General features: G+C 64.6%; 16 protein-coding genes. 4 read left to right on the top strand and 12 right to left on the bottom strand.

Annotation, left to right across the window (positions count from 1 at the left end; translation table 11 throughout):
• The first annotated feature begins 23 nt into the window (after positions 1–23).
• Positions 24–905 (top strand): transcriptional regulator GcvA, encoded by an 882-nt coding sequence (locus tag ACYHH6_RS32080; RefSeq protein WP_352585820.1) that lies wholly within the window; start codon positions 24–26, stop codon positions 903–905.
• 193 nt (positions 906–1098) lie between these two features.
• Here the strand turns inward: ACYHH6_RS32080 and ACYHH6_RS32075 are convergent, their stop codons facing one another.
• Both ACYHH6_RS32075 and ACYHH6_RS32070 read right to left on the bottom strand, forming a co-directional pair.
• Positions 1099–2088: a quinone oxidoreductase family protein gene (locus tag ACYHH6_RS32075; protein WP_352585822.1), complete on the bottom strand. Its 990-nt coding sequence runs from the start codon at positions 2086–2088 to the stop codon at positions 1099–1101.
• A 17-nt stretch (positions 2089–2105) separates the two neighbouring features.
• Positions 2106–3755, bottom strand: a complete 1650-nt coding sequence (locus ACYHH6_RS32070; RefSeq protein WP_352585823.1) for an ABC transporter substrate-binding protein — start codon at positions 3753–3755, stop codon at positions 2106–2108.
• 139 nt (positions 3756–3894) lie between these two features.
• Here ACYHH6_RS32070 and ACYHH6_RS32065 point away from each other — a divergent pair, with 139 nt between their 5' ends.
• Positions 3895–4779, top strand: a complete 885-nt coding sequence (locus ACYHH6_RS32065; protein WP_352585825.1) for a LysR family transcriptional regulator — start codon at positions 3895–3897, stop codon at positions 4777–4779.
• Positions 4780–4962: 183 nt separating this feature from the next.
• Positions 4963–5352 (top strand): ester cyclase, encoded by a 390-nt coding sequence (locus ACYHH6_RS32060; RefSeq protein WP_352585826.1) that lies wholly within the window; start codon positions 4963–4965, stop codon positions 5350–5352.
• 217 nt (positions 5353–5569) lie between these two features.
• Here the strand turns inward: ACYHH6_RS32060 and ACYHH6_RS32055 are convergent, their stop codons facing one another.
• The 3 genes from ACYHH6_RS32055 to ACYHH6_RS32045 are packed head-to-tail and all read right to left on the bottom strand — an operon-like array spanning position 5570 to position 7901.
• Entirely contained in the window at positions 5570–5800 is a 231-nt protein-coding gene (locus ACYHH6_RS32055; protein WP_352593662.1) for a hypothetical protein, read from the bottom strand.
• Entirely contained in the window at positions 5797–6990 is a 1194-nt protein-coding gene (locus ACYHH6_RS32050; RefSeq protein ID WP_352593664.1) for an IS91 family transposase, read from the bottom strand. Before ACYHH6_RS32050 ends, ACYHH6_RS32055 begins: the two co-directional genes overlap by 4 nt.
• A gap of 2 nt (positions 6991–6992) precedes the next feature.
• Positions 6993–7901 carry a tyrosine-type recombinase/integrase gene (locus ACYHH6_RS32045; protein ID WP_352593666.1) on the bottom strand — a complete coding sequence of 303 codons (909 nt, stop codon included), beginning with the start codon at positions 7899–7901 and terminating at the stop codon, positions 6993–6995.
• Between the two features lie 336 nt (positions 7902–8237).
• On the opposite strand from ACYHH6_RS32045, the gene ACYHH6_RS32040 reads away from it, so the two are divergent.
• Positions 8238–8678: a lipid-binding SYLF domain-containing protein gene (locus ACYHH6_RS32040; RefSeq protein ID WP_352586171.1), complete on the top strand. Its 441-nt coding sequence runs from the start codon at positions 8238–8240 to the stop codon at positions 8676–8678.
• A gap of 314 nt (positions 8679–8992) precedes the next feature.
• On the opposite strand, the gene ACYHH6_RS32035 is transcribed toward ACYHH6_RS32040, so the two are convergent.
• The 7 genes from ACYHH6_RS32035 to ACYHH6_RS32005 form a co-directional block, all read right to left on the bottom strand.
• Complete coding sequence (locus tag ACYHH6_RS32035) at positions 8993–9973, bottom strand: ABC transporter permease (protein ID WP_352586172.1); 981 nt, start codon at positions 9971–9973, stop codon at positions 8993–8995.
• Positions 9974–10178: 205 nt separating this feature from the next.
• Positions 10179–11150: an ABC transporter permease gene (locus ACYHH6_RS32030; RefSeq protein WP_112563462.1), complete on the bottom strand. Its 972-nt coding sequence runs from the start codon at positions 11148–11150 to the stop codon at positions 10179–10181.
• On the bottom strand, positions 11147–12697 hold the full coding sequence (locus tag ACYHH6_RS32025) for a sugar ABC transporter ATP-binding protein (RefSeq protein WP_352586173.1): 1551 nt from the start codon (positions 12695–12697) through the stop codon (positions 11147–11149). Before ACYHH6_RS32025 ends, ACYHH6_RS32030 begins: the two co-directional genes overlap by 4 nt.
• Before the next feature lie 204 nt (positions 12698–12901).
• The gene (locus ACYHH6_RS32020) at positions 12902–13936 is read right to left on the bottom strand and encodes an ABC transporter substrate-binding protein (RefSeq protein ID WP_352586174.1); all 1035 of its coding nucleotides are present in this window, start codon (positions 13934–13936) and stop codon (positions 12902–12904) included.
• A gap of 69 nt (positions 13937–14005) precedes the next feature.
• A complete protein-coding gene (locus ACYHH6_RS32015) occupies positions 14006–14920 on the bottom strand; it encodes a sugar phosphate isomerase/epimerase family protein (protein WP_352586175.1) in 915 nt (304 codons plus the stop codon).
• 15 nt (positions 14921–14935) lie between these two features.
• Complete coding sequence (locus tag ACYHH6_RS32010) at positions 14936–16471, bottom strand: mannitol dehydrogenase family protein (RefSeq protein WP_352586176.1); 1536 nt, start codon at positions 16469–16471, stop codon at positions 14936–14938.
• Positions 16468–17250: an SDR family oxidoreductase gene (locus tag ACYHH6_RS32005; RefSeq protein WP_352586177.1), complete on the bottom strand. Its 783-nt coding sequence runs from the start codon at positions 17248–17250 to the stop codon at positions 16468–16470. The genes ACYHH6_RS32010 and ACYHH6_RS32005 overlap by 4 nt, the downstream gene beginning before the upstream one ends.
• Positions 17251–17300: the final 50 nt, after the last annotated feature.

Raw genomic sequence — 17300 nt, 5'->3', positions numbered from 1 at the left:
TCACAAATGCCCGGCGCTCACCGATGCCCCGCAAGCTGCCTCCGCTCAACGCATTGCCGGCCTTCGAGGCCGCGGCCCGGCACCTGAATTTCTCCAGGGCGGCGGACGAGCTCAACCTCACCCATGGCGCCATCAGCCGGGCGGTAAAGCATCTGGAGGAGCAGCTCGGCGTGCAGCTGTTCGAGCGCGCGACGCGCTCGGTGCGCCTCACCCCGGTCGGCGAGCCCTATGCGCGGGCGGTGCGCGAGATGCTCGACCAGCTGACGGTGGCGACGCAAGCGGCGACATCGCGCCATTCCAACACGAGCCTGAACGTCAGCACCTCGGACGGTTTCGCCGGCAAATGGCTGGAGCCCCGGCTCTACCGTTTTCACCGCGCGCATGGCGACATCGATGTGCGCGTCTCGACGTCAGGCAAGCTCACCAATTTCCTCGGCGACGGCATCGACATCGCCATCCGCTATGGCGGCGGCAACTATCCCGGGCTGACGTCGGAATTCCTCACCGGCGAGGAGGTGTTTCCGGTCTGCAGCCCGCGGCTGCTGGAAGGGCCGCATCCGCTACGGACGCCGCAGGATCTCAAACACCACACGCTGATCCGCGACGGCTACCGCATCGACTGGGCGGCATGGCTGGCCAGCGCCGGCGTCGAAGGCGTCGACCCCAGCAGCGGCCTGACGTTCGATTCCGCCACCTTCGCGGTCGAGTCGGCCGTGCAAGGCGAAGGCGTGGTGCTTGGCCGCACCATGCTGGTCTCGGCCGACCTCGCGACGGGCCGACTGGTGCGGCCCTTCGACCACGCGCTGAAGGCGGTTTCGAGTTTTTATGTGGTGTACCCGCCGGAGGCGATCCGGCAGAGGAAGGTGAAGGCGTTCAGGGATTGGCTGTTTGCGGAGGTGGGGTAGGGGGTGGAGCGGCGAGAGCGGAGTGGGACGGCACCACAGCGAGAGCATGTCAGCTGCGACGTCAGCTTTGCGCCGCAAATTGGCCATTGAAGCTGGCTCTGCCACTTACCTTAAAGCGGACACGCCGGCGACAGTGCCTGGAGGTCATGGATGCGCCAAAAGCTGCCAATCGCCGCGTCGGTATCGGCAGGGTTTAAGGCACCAGCAGGATACGCCCCTTGCCTCCCCCCTGTTCGAGCGCGGCATGTGCAAGGGAAGCCTCAGAGATCCGCATCGTTGTCCATTCTGGTGTCCGCATAGCTCGTTGGGCGAGAAGGTGCGCCAGCGTTGCGATGGCGGCTTCAAGTGCCGTCCCGTCAAGGTTCTCTGTTGAATAGCCAGTCAGCGATACCGGCCGGATCAGGTTCCAGAGATCGAACCGGACATCACTACCCCCTACCGCGCCAACAAGGGACATCGTCCCGCCAGGTTTCAGGGCGGAGACCGATGTTTCAAACACGGCTGCGCCCACCGTATCGAAAACGCCGTCGAGGCTTTGCGGCTCGACCAGAGACAGTTCACCGGCCTTCGAAGCCAAGACCCGTTCGGCTCCCAGCGCGCGAACGTAATCGGCCTGCTCCGGCCGCGAGACGAGGCCCAGCACATGTGCGCCGAGCGCACTGGCAAGCGAAACCGCCGCCGAGCCCACGCCGCCTGCCGCGCCGGTGACCATGACGTGCCGTCCATCGAGCGGTCCGAGGCGTTGCAAGCCCTCGTGGGCGGTGACGCCGGCTAGCCCAATCGCCGCAATAGCCAGCGGATCCGTGCCGGCGGGTAGTTGACCTGCCGCACTGGCATCGACCGTCACGAACTCGGCATAACCCCCTGGCCGATCGGCCCGGACCCCGCCGAGGCCCTGCATCATCGTGATGACCTGCTGGCCAACAAGTGCACGACCCGCGGAAGACCCCGCCTCAACCACCTCGCCTACGACTTCCACGCCGGGCACGTATGGAAAAGGCTCTGGCTTGCGGATAGGCCAGTTGCCCGCCCTTATCTCGAGGTCGGTGTGATTGACTGCGGCGGCGATGGTCCTGATCCTGATCTCCGAGGCGCGTAGCGAAACGACCGGAACGGTCTTCCACTCAAGGACCTCCGGACCGCCGTAGCGGCTCATGACGATCGATCGCATTTCGCTTTGCATGACAGCTGGTTCCGGGTTCAGCCTTCATCCAGCCAGGCATCGAAGTATTCGTGTTCCTGCGTCGGATGGACCCGGACACCCTTGAGGGCTGGGACCCAGTGCTTGTACAGCTTTCGCCAGTAGGGCTGGATCAGAATGCCGGCATCCTGCAGCATAGCCTCGATGTCCTTCATCAGAGCCTTGCGCTTCTCGGCATCGGGAATGGCAAGTGCGGCATTGAGCTTGGCGTCGAATTCGGGATTTGACCACGCCGATTCGTTCCAGGCCTCGCCCGTCCGATATGCGACGGCAAGGACCTGGACGCCGAGTGGCCGCATGTTCCAGGTCGTCATCGAAAACGGGTACTTCGTCCAATCATTCCAAAAGGTTGATCCCGGCAGGACGGTGCGCTTGATCTTGATCTTCGCTTCACGCAACTGAGCGGCGATAGCGTCGCCCGAATTCCGGTGAAAGTCCTCGTCGGCCGTGATGAGCTCGAACTCGAAGTCCGCGCGGCCGGCCTCCTGAAGCAACCGGCCGGCCTTGTCGATGTCACGCCCGACCAGGGGCAGCTCGACGTACTCGGGATGAATTGGAGAGACATGGTGGTTGTGCGCCACATCGCCGGCGCCGCTATAGCCAAGATCAAGCACAACCTTGTTATCCACGGCCAACTGCAGCGCGTTGCGCACCCGCTGATCGTCAAAGGGTTTGTTGGTGACATTCATCCGGGCCAACAACGTGCCCGCGGTCGCCGCCTCACCTTTTACCAGCCCAAGTCCATCCAAGGCTGCCATCTGGTCTACCGGCGATTCGTAATTCGTGTGGATCTCGTTGGCTTCGAACGCTCCCAAGGTTGCGTTCGGGTCGGACCCGTAATCAATGAACTCGATGCCATCGAGGTGCGGTTCCCCGCCCCACCATTTTCCATTTGTACGACGTTTCAAAACGACGCGGACGCCAACATCGTAGGAAACCAACTCGAACGGTCCGGTTCCGATTGGGCATGCGCTAAAGGTCGCGCCTTTTTCGTCGAAGCTTTTGTGAACCAGCAGGGCCGGATAGTCGGCCAGAGTAGGAATGAACGTAATGTCCGGCTGTGGAAGTGTGATCCGCAGGGTCATGTCATCGAGGCGTTCGATGGCCGTCTCGCGCAACTTGCCGGTTGATTGATCGATGAGCGTGCCCATCCGCCCGGCCATGGAGTTGCCGGCAGCATCCCGCTCACACCAACGTCGCAGATTGAAGACAACATCATCGACCGTAAACGGGTCGCCATTGTTCCAGGTGGCGCCGTGCCTGCAATGGAGGACAAACTGCGTCGCATTGTCGTTGACCTCCCAGGATTCGAGCAGGCGGCCTTCGAAAGTGTAGTCGGCGGTATACTTGACGAGCGGCTCGAGCGTCTGGCGTTCAGCATTTGCAATCTCCGACCAGTCCGCTGTCCGCGGGTCCTTCGGGTCTTTGACGAACATCGCTACCTTTAGGGTCCCACCGCGCTTGGGCACCGCCGCCAGTGCCGGCGTCAACGATGCACCGATCAGCCCGTAGGCCAGAGGCGCCGATGCGCCGAACGCACTTGCCAATGCCAGAAATTCGCGACGATCCAGCCGACCGTTCAAACAAGATGCTGCCGAGGCGTAGATGTGCTCGGGAACCTTGTCGGAATTGCTCTTAAACATTGGCATTTCGCTTCCTTAAAGCAGCATTTGTCCCGCGCGAACGGCCATAGGGTATTTCCTATCGGGCCGGCGATTGCACTTCCATATGAAACGCAATCGAGATAAATCGGCATCAGCGAACAACACTTGAAACGAATTGGCTAAAATGGACCGTTTCGCCAGCATGACCCTATTCGTGAAGGCTGTGGAACTCGGGTCCTTTTCAGCGGCGGCGGAAGCCCTGTCGACCTCGCCGCAACTGGTCGGGAAGCACGTTCGCGCGCTGGAGGACCATCTTGGGGTGCGCCTTCTAAACCGCACCACACGTCGGCAGAGTATGACTGACTTCGGACGTGGCTATTATGAGCGGGCCAAGCACATCCTCGCCCAAGTTGAAACGGCAGAGGGGCTAGCTGAAGAGACAAAGTCGGTTCCGACCGGCAGGCTGAGAATCAACGCTCCGGTCAGCTTCGGCATGCACAGCCTAAGTCCTTGTCTGCCGGAATATCTGAAGGCCCATCCGCAGATTTCAATCGAATTGACGCTTTCCAATCGAGCGGTCGACGTTGTTGACGAGGGATATGATGCGGTCTTTCGAACCGGCGAACTTGCCGACAGCGGCCTCATCGCCAGAGCCTTGGCTCCCTATAGGCTGGTCCTGTGTGCCGCCCCTGCATACCTGCAGGCACATTCAGCCATCACGCACCCGCTTGATCTTCAACAGCACGAATGTCTTGGCTTTTCCCACACTGAGTTGCGAACGCACTGGACGTTCGACGGCCCGGATGGACGGATTGTGGTTCCGATATCGGGCCGCGTGATGGCCGATCATGGCGAGCCCCTGCTTAGTGCGGCGGTAGCTGGGGTGGGCGTCTTGCTGCAGCCGAGCGAAGTGGTGACTAAGGCACTGGCAAGCGGCGAATTGGTTGGGATCTTGTCGGCCTATCATCCGCCGACGCGGCCACTCAATGTGATCTACGCTCACGACCGCCGCGTAACGGCTAAACTCAGGAGCTTCTTGGATTTCGCCGTTGCCAAATTCGGACGGTAGCGGCGCGATTGCCGGATCATCTCCAGTCCCGCGCGGAGTGCATTCGAGCAAATTTGTTGTAGGTCAACAGCGGTTGCAGCGATTGATCCCGCTCTATGCAGAGCGTAGACGCCCCCTCGATCGCTGCTAACGCGGCTTCAGCCAAATGGGACATTTGTTATGAGCAGCACCGCCACCTCCTTCATGGCCAAATTCGTCGAGTTCATCAACGCGGCGGATGAAAAGCTGGCGAACGAACTCGTCTCGCCGAATGCCATTTTCCATGTCCCCGGAAGGCCAGAGCCGATGATCGGGCCTGCGGGCTATATGGCGATCGTCGCAATGATGCGAGGAGGCTTTTCCGACATCCAATGGACGTTGGAAGAAACGATTGCCGAGGAAGATAAGGTCGCCGCCCGCTTCACAATGAACGGCACCCACACCGGAACGTTCATGGGCGTGCCGCCAACTCAAAAGACAATCAGCGTCCAGGCTCTGAACATCTATCACTTGGAGAATGGCCAGATCGTCAAGGAATACGGCCAGCCAGACCTGCTCGGCCTGTTGATACAGCTTGGTGCCTTTCCCTCCTAGCCTCAGGAGAAGGCGACACACGGCCGGCCGCGTTTCACGCCCTTTTTGCCCCTGACGTTCGCAACGGGTCAGTTCACCTCGATATACGCAGGGCACCGAAGGTCCGCTTCGGACATTCCGAGCCTCGTAACCGCACGTCCGCTGTCGTGAAGAGTTTCGGGCGCCGGCAGGCGTACGAAAGTCCCCGAGGAAGGAACCCGTGGGCCACAGTCGATGGCTATGGGGATTTCGATTTGCGGCTGGTGTCGGCGACGGCGCGACCGCCGCCGGCAAGCGTCGGTTTTGATGTGGACGGACCGCTTCGCCTTTCAGCCACGCGGTATTGTCGGCTCGGCGCGCGGCCGGACGCGACCCGTTCGGCGTCGATGATCACCATGGACACGCGTGGGTCCGTTGCCGGAGGCTGGGCGCCTGCGGCTGAACGCTGGAGCATGCCATGCCGGGTCATGGAGAGTTCTCCCGGTTCGTCGCGGTGGTGTCCGGCGGTCCGCGCGGCTGTCGCCACCGTTCGAACGTCTCGATGATGATCATGCTTCCGCCGCAGCATCGGCATGGCGGACGGAAGTCAGTCGGTTCTACCGAGTTGTCGTCCTCCGACGGCGCAGCAACGTTCAGCAGTTCGCGGGCGCGTGCGAGGCTGCCTTTGCGGGAGCCGCCGGCGAGCAGGCCGTAGTGACGGATGCGGTGGAAGCCGCGCGGCAGGATGTGGAGCAGGAATCGGCGGATGAACTCGTCGGTGGCGAGTGTCATGACCTGCTGCCGATCGGTGCCGTCACGACGATAGTCCTTGTAGCGGAACGTGACCCCTGCTTCATCGAACCGGATGAGGCGGCGGTTCGAGATCGCAACCCGGTGGGTATAGCGGGACAGATAGGCGAGCACTGCCTCCGGCCCGGCGAACGGCGCCTTGGCGTACACCACCCAGCGCTTCTTGCGGACCGGCGACAGGTGCCGCACGAATGCCTGCCGCGCGGACAGGTGCGCCATAAATCCGAAGAAGGCGAGCCGTCCTGCGTCGTGCAGAGCGACCAGCCGGGTGAGGAAGAGCCGTCGGAACAGCTTGCCGAGTACGCGCACCGGAAGCAGGAAGGCCGGCCGAGAAGATATCCAGCGGCTTCCGTCCGGCGCGATGCCGCCGCCCGGCACGATCATGTGGACATGCGGATGGAGCGTCATCGCCGAGCCCCAAGTGTGAAGGACGGCGGTGATGCCGATGCGCGCGCCGAGATGCTTTGGATCCGCCGCGATCGTCAGCATCGCCTCCGCTGCCGCCTTGAACAGCAGGTCGTAGACGAGCGCCTTGTTCTGGAACGCGATGTCGGCGACCTCGGCGGGCAGCGTGAACACGACATGGAAGTAGCCGACCGGCAGCAGGTCGGCCTCGCGCTCGGCCAGCCACGTCCGCGCCGCCGCGCCCTGGCACTTCGGGCAGTGCCGGTTGCGGCAGGAGTTGTAGGCGATCCGCCATTGGCCGCAGTCCTCGCAAGCCTCGACGTGACCGCCAAGGGCTGCGGTGCGGCAATACTCGATCGCCGACATGACCTTGAGCTGCTGCAGGCTCAGATGACCTGCGTGGGCGGCCCGGTAAGCGGGTCCGGCAGCACGGAAGACGTCGGCAACCTCGATCGAGGCGCGCACGCTCAGCCGTCGGATGAGATCTCTTCCGGCTTGAACAGGCCAAGCTTGTCGAGCGGGCTCGTGACCGTGCGCACCGTTCGGGTCGCCACCTTCGCGTAAAGGGCGGTGTTGTTGAGCTTGGCATGCCCGAGCAGGACCTGGATGATCCGGATGTCGGTGCCGTCCTCCAGCAGGTGGGTGGCGAAGCTGTGGCGCAGCGTGTGCGGCCCGACCCGCTTGGCGATGTCGGCGGCCTGGGCCGCCTCGACGACGATGCGATAGAGCTGCCGCGTGCTGATCGGCTTCATCGCGTGCTGTCCGGGGAACAGCCAGCCGTCACGGTGCATCACGCCCTGCTGACGTCCGACCTTCCACCACTCACGCAGAAGCGTGAGCAGGTCCTCCGAGAGCATGGCATTGCGATAGCGCCCGCCCTTGCCACGCTCGACGCGCAGCAGCATGCGCTCGCTGTCGACGTCGGCAACCTTCAGCATCGACACCTCGGCGACACGCAGGCCCGCGCCATAGGCGACTGACAATGCGGCCTGGTGCTTGAGACACGTGGTGGCGTTGAGCAGCCGGGCCACCTCGTCGCGGCTGAGCACCACGGGCAGGTTGCGCGGATGCGCCAGCCGGACAAGCCTGCGCGCCAGGTCCGGGCGGTCGAGCGTGTGGGTGAAGAAGAAGCGCAGTGCCGACACGATGCTGTTCATCGTTGGCACGGGAACGCCGTCCTCCTGCTGCTCGATCTGGAACCGGCGCAGGTCGTCGGCGGTAGCGGTGTCTGGTGAACGCCCGAGGAATGTCGCCAGGCGTCCGATGTCGCGGAGATAGTTGCGCTGCGTCTCGCGTGAGAAGCGCCGCATGTTCATGTCGTCGATCAGCCGCTGGCGCAGCGGGCTGACGGGTGCATCGAGAACGGGATGGTGCATGGTCAGGCTCCTTGTTGAAGAAGCCCGCCATGCTCTGCCGCTGCCGAACCACCCTCAATGCGAGCGCGACGTCCGGGTCGTGATCGCTACCTCACCCCACGCGCCCATCCCGCGCAGCGGGTTCGTTCCTCGGCCCCAGTTCAGCCATCAACTCGTCCGTTCTCCCCCTACCGTTCTCTACACCTTTCCCCTCCGCTGGCGTCGCCGGCGCTCCATTCGTGGCGATCTCCCGCGCCAACCCCACCTCCCTGGAACCAAATCCCAGCCTAAACTGTTCCAGTTTGATTCGACGCCGCCTGCCGGTTGGGTAAGCGGCGCACTTGAGGAGCTTGCATCATGACCATTTCATCCAGCTTTCGTTCGCTCGCGGTTGCGGCCATCGCCACTGTTGCCGTCAGCGTTGCCAGTGCCGCGCATGCCGATAGCGGCACGATCCGCTTTGCCGTTTACAAGGCGGCCTTCTTCGTCGGCGGCTCCGGCGGCGAGGGGACGCTGACCTTCCATGGCCGCTCCTATCCCATCTCGATCGGCGGCGTCTCGGGCGGCTTCGCCTTCGGGGTTTCCAAGACCTATTTCCGGGGCACCGTGCGGCACATCAGAAGGGTTCGCGATGCGACCGGGGTTTACGGCGCGGCGGGCGGCGGCGGTGCGCTCGGCAAGGGTGCGCAGGTGATAGTCATGACCAATGACAAGGGCGCCACGCTCGAGCTTACGGGCCGGCAGGTGGGGTTGCAGGTGAATGCCGATTTGAGCGGAATGGCGATTTCGCTGAAGTAGGGGGCGGGCGTGATGTGATGCCAGCTTGGCCTGGTCAAGGCGATCGCATGTAAAAGGCCCCCTCATCCGGCCGCTTCGCGGCCACCGCCCTTCGGGCGTTCGTAGTTCGAAAAGCCAAGCAATTGGCTTTTCGTCCGCTGTGCGGACCACGCCTCACCCCCGAGGGGAGAAGAGGCTGGCGTCGGCGCCGGCGTCCTCCTCTCCCCTTGGGGAGAGGTCGGATTGCCCCGAATTGCCCTTCGCAATTCGGTTGGCAATCCGGGTGAGGGGGAACTTGCTCCGTTCGCTTGCCTGCAAACACCGGGATCAGTCCCCTACCTCTCCTCCACAATCCGCAAATACGCCGCCGTCACGAACAGCACGATCAGCCCGAACAGGATCCGCCTTGCCCCCTCTGGCATCTGCAGGATGGTCAGCAGCGTCGTCAGCACGGTCAGGATCAGCGCGCCGATGATTGTGCCGGTGTAGCCGCCGCGGCCGCCGAAGATCGAGGTGCCGCCGATGACGGCGGCGGCGACCGAGGGTAGCACCAGCGGTTCGGCGAGCGACAGCGAGGGCGCCTTGATCAGGCCGATATAGAGCAGGCCGGTGATGCCCGCGAGCACGCTGGAGGTGACGTAGAGCGCGGTGATCACCTGCCAGTGTTGCACGCCCGACAGGCGGGTTGCGCGCTCATTGTCGCCGACGGCGTAGAGCAGGCGGCCGAAGCCGGTGCGGGCGAGCGTGAAGACGATCAGCGCCGCCAGCGGCACGAACAGCAGCAGCGCGTTGGGGAAGCCCCACGTTACGCCGGTGCCGAGCCAGGCGAGGAAGTCGGGGATTTTGGCGCCCGACGCGATCACCGTGCGCTGGTAGACCTGCAGGCAGCCGGTGCCGATCAGGCTGGTGCCCAGCGTCATGATCAGCGGGTGGACGCGGAAGACGCCGACGCCGATGCCGTTGACGAGGCCGATCAGCACCGCCGGCATCATCGCCAAAAGGAACGCCACCGCCGGGTCCTGGTTGACCACTTGCGTGGCCATGATGAAGGCGCTCATCGTCGCCACCGTGCCGACCGACAGGTCGATGCCGCCGGTCAGCATGGTCATGGTCTGGCATCCCGCCAGGATCGCCAGCGGAATGGCGAATTTGATGGTGTTGGCGATCCAGCGCTCGTTGACGATGCCGGGTCGCAGGATCTGCAGGATTACCACCAGGATGACGAGCAGGATCATTAGCGGGATGAGCGGCCGGTCGGCCATGAAGCGTTTTAGGCGACGGCCGAGGGGGACGGGGGTGACAGCTGATATGCTCATGGGGTGGCTCGCGGTGGGGTTGGCGCGACGCATCTTCCCCTTCTCCCCTTGTGGGAGAAGGTGGATCGGCGCGCAGCGCCGAGACGGATGAGGGGTGCGTGACGGAACGAGACGGCGGCGTTCCCTGGAACACCCCTCATCCGACCTCGCTTCGCGAGGCCACCTTCCCCCACAAGGGGGGAAGGAAGAAGCGCGCGCCTGCCCATCATTGCCGCCCCCGCATGGTGATAAACGCGCCGAACATCACCACCGCCACCATGATGGCGCCCTCGATGATGGCGGTGACATTCGGGTCTATGGCGAGCAGTGTCAGGTCGGTGCGCACCAGGCGCAGCACGAAGACGGCGACGATGGGGCCGAGCAGGCCGCCCTTGCCGCCGCCGAGCGCGACGCCGCCCAGCACGACCGCCGCGACGCTGGCCAAGAGATACGGGCCGGGGATGGGGGCGCCGATGCCGGTGCTCATGGTCAGCGCCAGGCCGCCAAAGGCGGCGAGCAGGCCCGACAGCGCATAGGCGATGATGCGGGTGCGCTTCACCGGCACGCCTGAGCGGAACGCCGCCAGTTCGCTCGAGCCGATGGCGTAGAGGGAGAGGCCGAGGCGCGAGCGCCTGAGCGGTATCCAGATGATGCAGAGGCAGACGATCAGCACCAGCAGCGCCTTCGGGACCCAGGCGTCGATCGCGTCGGGCAGGCCTGGGATCGGCACGGTTCCGGAGATCAGCGCCTTCAGCCATTCGGCGATGCCGCCGCCCGGCGCGTCGAGCACCAATAGCGCCGCGCCCTGCAGCACGAACAGCATGGCGAGCGTGACGACAATGTCAGGCACGCGGGTGACGACGATGAGCAGGCCGTTGAGCGCGCCGAGCGCAAAACCCATGGCGAGCACGAAGGGCACCACGAACAGCGCGTATTCTTCCGACGCGCCATTCATCATCGAAGCGGCGGTGACGCTGGTCAGCGCCATCATGGCGGCGACCGAGAGGTCGATGCCGCCGGCGATGACCACCACGGTCTGCGCAGCGACGGCGAAAGCGTAAGGCAGCACGGCGCGCGCGAGCGAGCCGAAATCGTTGCTGCCATAGGCCGGCTGGATGATCCGGGTGGCGATGAACAGGACGATGAGCAGGGCGAAGAGGCCGACGACCCAGCCCTGGCGGCGCAGGAAATGGCTCATGGCGTCGCCTCCGGGGCATCGGAGGCATGGGCGGTGGGATCGGCCAGGATACCGATATCGGCCTTGGCGCCGCGCGGCAGGCCGTAGGCGGCGCGCATCAGTGCCGGCTCGTCGGCCTCCTCGACAGGAAAGATGTCGACGAGGCGGCCGCCGAAGATGACGATGACGCGGTCGCAGACGCGCTGCACCTCTTCCAACTCGGAAGTGTAGAACAGCACCGACTTGCCGTTGCCGGCGAGCTCGCGCAGCAGCTTGTAGATCTCCTGCTTGGTGCCGACATCGATGCCGCGCGTCGGGTCGAAGCACAGGATGGTGCGGGCATCGGCCGCGATCCAGCGGGCGATGGTCACCTTCTGCTGGTTGCCGCCGGACAGGCGCTGCACCTCGCCCTGCGCGCGGGTGTCGATCTGCAGCCGCTCGATGGCGCTAAGCACGGTAGCGCGCTCGCGGCGCATGTTGATCGGCCCCCAGTTGCGCAGAGCGGCACTGAAGGGCAGGGCGATGTTCTCGCGCACCGAGCGCTGCATGGCGAGCGCCTCGGATCGGTCGCCCGGCACATAGGCAATGCCGGCGCGAATGGCGTCGATCGGGTGCGAAAATTTCACGGGGGCGCCGTCGACTTCGATGGTGCCGCCGGAGGGACGGATCGAGCCGGCAAGGGCGGCGAACAACTCGTCCTGGCCCTGGCCTTCGAGTGCGACGACACCGGCGACCTCGCCATCGGCGAGATCGAAGGAGACATCGCTGAGCTTGGTGCCGACGCGCAGATTGTGCACGGCCAGCCGCTGCCGGGCGGCGGCGGGCGCGGCCTTCTCGGCGGCGCTGCGGGCGGCGACATGGGTCTTGACGATGCGGGTGCCAAGCATCAGCTCGACGATCTTCTCCTCGACGCCAGGCACGATGTCGACGACGCCGACGGTCTCGCCGTCACGCAGCACGGTGGCGCGGTCGCACAGCGCCGAGATTTCGACGAAGCGGTGCGAGATGAAGATCACCGCGCGGCCCGAGTCACCTTGGCGGCGCACCACTTCCAGCACTTTTTCGGCGAGGTTGGCGGGAAGTGCGGCCGTCATCTCGTCGAGCAGCAGCACGTCCGGCTCGACGGCAAGCGCGCGGGCAAGATCGAGCACGCGCAGCACGGCCAGCGGGATGTCGCGCGCGGTGTCGCGCAAATCGAGGTCGGCAATGCCGAGTTCGCGCACCCAGGCGCGGAACGGCTCGACCGGCGTGCCGGTCAGCCTGAGATTGGACAGAACGTCGAGATCGGGGATCAGCGACGGCTCCTGGTAGACGGGCAACAGCCCGGCACGGCGCGCAGCGGCGGGCGAGCGTATGTCGCGCGCCTCGCCGCGGATCAGGATGCGCCCGGCATTCGCAGGAATGGCGCCGGTCAGGATCTTCACCAGCGTCGACTTGCCAGCACCGTTGGCGCCCATCAGAGCGTGGACCTCGCCCGGCAGGACGGAGAGCGACGCGTTGCGCAAGGCTGCAACCGCGCCGTAGTTCTTGGCGACACCGGTGGCGTCGAGGAGGGGGCTGCTGGTCAAATGGTTTGGGTCTCGATTTGTGTGGTCGAAATCGTTCCGTCGGCGCTGCCCCTCACCTGCCTGCCGGCATCCTCTCCCCGTATAGAGACGGGGAGAGGGGGCTTGTCGCCGGCGCTGCGGCCAGCTTCTCTCTCCCCGTTTACGGGGAGAGATGTCCGGCAGGACAGTGAGGGGCGGCGCTGACGGATGGTCAGCTAAAACTGCTTACTCCCCCGGCCCCTTGCACGCGATGATCTGCTCCTTGGTGTACGTCGTCCACTCAGGGATCGAGATCGAGACCGGCCATTCCGGGCTGAGCGACGGGTCGGCGGCTGCTTTCAGCTTGGCCTTGCCTTCGTCGGTGGCGTTGTCCCACAGCTGCGGGTCGACCAGCACGGTCTGCTGCGCCGGCTTCTTGCCGTCGAGGATCTGCAGCGCCAGCGTCACGCCGGCACCGCCGATCGAGCCGGGGTTGGTGACGGCAGCGCCGACGAGGCCCTTGACCGAGCTCAGCTGGCCGACGAAGCCGGCATTGTCGGCGCCGACAACCGGCACCAGCGGCGCCTGCGATTCGACCAGCGCGTCGACGATGACGTTGTCGATTCCGGAAGTCCAGATGCCGTTGAACGGCGTGCCGGTGGCCAGGAACGACAGCATCTGCTGCTTGGCCTGGTCCTGCTGCCAGCCGGTGAAGACCTCCTGCGCGACCTTCACGTCGGGGTTTTCGGCCAGCGCCTTCTTGAAGCCTTTGTCGCGATCGCTGTCGGCCGAAGCGCCGGCGGCGCCGCGCATGTAGAACACCTCGCCCTTGCCGCCCATCTGCTGGAACAGCCATTTGGCGCCGAGATAGGCATACTGCTCCTGGTTGTTGGAGATGATGTAGGCCGACGGTTCGGTGACCGCCTGGTCGACGGCGACGACGACGATGCCGGCCTTGGTGGCTTCTTCCAGGCCCGCCTTGATGCCGGCGGGATCGGCCGGGTTGACGACGATGGCGTCGACCTTGGCGCTGATCAGGTTGCGGATGTCTTCGAGCTGGCCGGCGGCGTCGGTGTTGCGGTGGGCGATGTTGAGCTTGGTCACTTCGCCGGAAGCCAGCGCCTGCGCCTTCATCGCGCAGACCATTTCCTCGCGCCAGCCATTGCCCTGCACGGTGTTGGAAATGCCGATCCTGTATTTGCCTTCGGCCGACGAGACGCCCACCGAGGCCAGCAAGGCAGCGCCCGCAAGCAGCGGGACCATGGTCGGTATTTTCTTCATGTCAGTACTCCTCCACATTGTTTTTCAGTTTCAGGGTTTTGCTCCTGACAAAACCAAGCCATTGCCTCGTCATTTGACGAAGGGTCGCAGCACGTCGCGGGCAAGCAGGAAACCGCGCTTGACCTGATCGTCGCCGCCTTCAAAACGCCTGTCCTCGTGCTCGATGATGACCGAGCCGTCATAGCCTGCACGGTAGAGGCCAGAGAAGAAGCCGCTCCAGTCGACATCGCCCAAGCCCGGCATGCGCGGCACCTGCCAGCCTATCCCGGCCGAAAGAATCCCGCGCTCATAAAGTCCATCACGATCAATCATCAGGTCCTTGGCGTGGACATGCAGCATGTAGGGGCCGAATTCCCGGATGAAGCGGGCCTGGTCGATCATCTGCCAGACCAGATGCGAGGGATCGAAATTCATGCCGACCTCGCCACCCCAGGCCTCCAGGATGCGGCGCCAGACCTGCGGCGAATAGGCGATGTTGTGCCCGCCCGGCCACTCGTCATAGCTGAAGATCATCGGGCAATTCTCGAAGGCAAGCTTGACGCCATGGTCGCGCGCATAGGCGACGATCTCGGGCCAGACCGTGAGCGCATCCTGCCAGTTGACGTCGACGGTCTTCGAGGCATCGCCGCCGCAGAACGTGTTGACCACCGGCACGCCCATATTGACGGCCAGCGCGATGACCTTCTTCAGATGACTGATGACGGCCTCGCGATGCGCGGCGTCGGGATGCAGCGGGTTGGGATAGTAGCCGAGGCCGGAGACCGTCAGCTTCTTCTCCGTCAGCGACGCAACGATCTCCTTGGCCTGCGCAGGCGAGGTCGAAGCAGCGTCGATGTGGCTGGTGCCGGCATAGCGTCGCGTGGCGCCGGAAGTTTTCGGCCAGCAGGCAATCTCCAGCGCCTCGAAGCCGGCCGCGTTTGCCCAATCAGCGACTTCGGCAAGTGGCGCCGCCGCGAACGGTGCCGTCAGCAGTCCAAGTTTCATAGTGCCTCCCAGCCCCTATAATGCCGATTGTTTGGATCGCTTCAACCGTGCGACCTCATCTTGTTCAAGACTGTGCCGGACCGCCGCCATCGGATCGTCCGATAGCAGGTCGCCCAGCGCCGATGTGACGGCCGCGCGGAACGTCTCGTCAGCGGCGAGGGTGGGGTCGAATATCCCGTCGATGGCGAGGATGGCGGAGGCCAGCGCCTGCGCATCATGGCCGGTTGTGTCGGCGATCTCGGCGACCGCGTCGGCATAGGGGTCCGACACCGGCCAGCGTTTGCCGAAGCGGTCCGAGGCCTGGATCAGATAGGCCATCCAGCCGGCGACTGGCACCGACAAAAGGCCGATGCTGCCGCCCTGGCTCAGCCGGTCGCGGATCGGGTTCAGCAGGCGCTGGACGATCTTTTGCGAGCCGTCGGTGGCGATCTGGTGGTTGCGGTGGCGGATTGCGGTGTTCTTCAGCCGGGCAAGGCTTTGCTCGACATAGGCGAGAGGCAGGATGCCGGGCACCGGCATCAGCGTTGGCAGCGTTTCTTCGACCAGCATGCGTCGGATGAAGTCCGACAACAGCGGATTGGCCATGGCATCCGATGTATGCTCGAGCCCGGCCAGCACGCCAAGTGTGGCGAGCGTGGTCTGGGCGCCGTTCAGCACCCGCATTTTCAGATGCTCGAACGGCGTCACATCGTCGACAAAGGTAGCGCCGACCAGATCCCAGCGCGGCATGCGGCCGGCGAATTTTTCCTCGATCACCCATTGCCGGAACGGCTCGCCGACGGCGACAGCGCCGTCGCGATAACCGAACCATTGCTCGACACTGTCGAGGTCGGCTTGCGTCACCGCCGGCGCGATGCGGTCGACCATGGCTGAGGGGAAAGCGACATTGGCCGCGATCCAATCCGCCAGCCCATTGCCGCGCCCTTCGGCAAAGCTGCGCACGACATTGCCGAGGATGACGCCATTGGCCGGGATGTTGTCGCAGGAGAGCAGTGTTAGCGGTCGGCCATGCGTGGCCTGGCGCAACTCCAGCGCCCGCACAAACAGGCCGGGCACGCTGCGCGGTGTCTCGGGGTTGGCGAGGTCGTGGACGATGTCGGGATGGCTAAGATCGAGTTCGCCGCTCGACGGGATGTGGCAATAGCCTTTTTCCGTAACCGTCATCGTCACCAATTCGATGTCGGGCGAGACCAGCACGCCGAGCGCCGGTGCCGCACTCTCCTGGCTGTCGACCACCCGGACGATGCTGCCGATGACACGTGCCTCGATATGGCTGTTTTCGCGGATCAGCCTTGTATAGAGCCCGCTCTGCCGTCCCAGCGTGTCGGCGAGGCTGGGCGGGCGGATGTTGATGCCGACAATGCCCCAGCGGTCGAAGCGCAGCGACAGAAGATCATCGGTGTATTCGGCCTGGTGGCAGCGGTGGAAAGCGCCGACGCCGAGATGCGCCATGCCGGGCGCCAGCATCGTGCGGTCGTAGGACGGTGTCTGGACCGATGCCGGCAAGCGGTCGAGCAGCGCCGGCCCGAGTGTCTCGGTGGAAGCGCTCACCGGTTCGCCCCGATCACCGCCTGCTCCTGGTCGATCACGGCACCGGTCATCGGACCGGCAGCGTCGGAGAGCAGGAAGACGGCGAGGCTGGCGATATCGGTCGGCGTCAGCAGCCTGCCGAAAGGCTGTGCGGCATTGGCCTTGTCGAGCCAGCCGGGGCCGTTGCCCAAAGTCTCGGCCTGCATGATGCGTTCGGCCGGCGTGTCGGTCCAGCCGACATTGATGCCGTTGACGCGGATGCGGTCGAAGCGGTGGGCGTTGGCGGCGTTCTTGGTCAGTGTCGCCAGCGCGCCCTTGGTGGCGGAATAGACGGCAAGCTCCGGCGAGCCGCATTGGGCGTTGATCGACAGGATGTTGAGGATAGCGCCGCCCTGGCCGCGCGTCTTCATGTCGGCAATGGCCGCCTGCATCAGGAAGAACGGCGCGCGCGCGTTGACGGCAAACAGCGCCGCCCAGTCGTCGAGGCTGGCGTCGAGGAAGGAGGCGCGGTCGGTCAGGCCGGCAGCGTTGACGAGGGCATCGATGCGGCCGAAGCGCTCGATGCAGGTCTGCGCCAGAAGGGCAGGGGCTGCCGGGTCGGCAAGATCGGCGGCGACGAAGATGGTCGGCGTGCCGAGCCGCGAAAGCTCCGCGGCCACCGCGTCGCCGCGCGTCTTCTCGCGCCCGGTGACCACAAGCCCGGCGGCGCCGGAACGCGCCAGCGTCTCGGCAATGGCGCGGCCAATGCCTTGCGTCGACCCGGTGACCAAGGCCACCTTGCCGTCCAGCCGGATCTCCATTCCTCCTCCCGGAACAAAGTTTCTATTTTTCTAGATATGGAATGGTAATT

The sequence above is a fragment of the Mesorhizobium sp. P171375 genome (genome assembly GCF_057786075.1).
The sequence above is the reverse complement of the archived record's forward strand: the minus strand, read 5'-3'. Positions and strand labels throughout refer to the sequence as shown.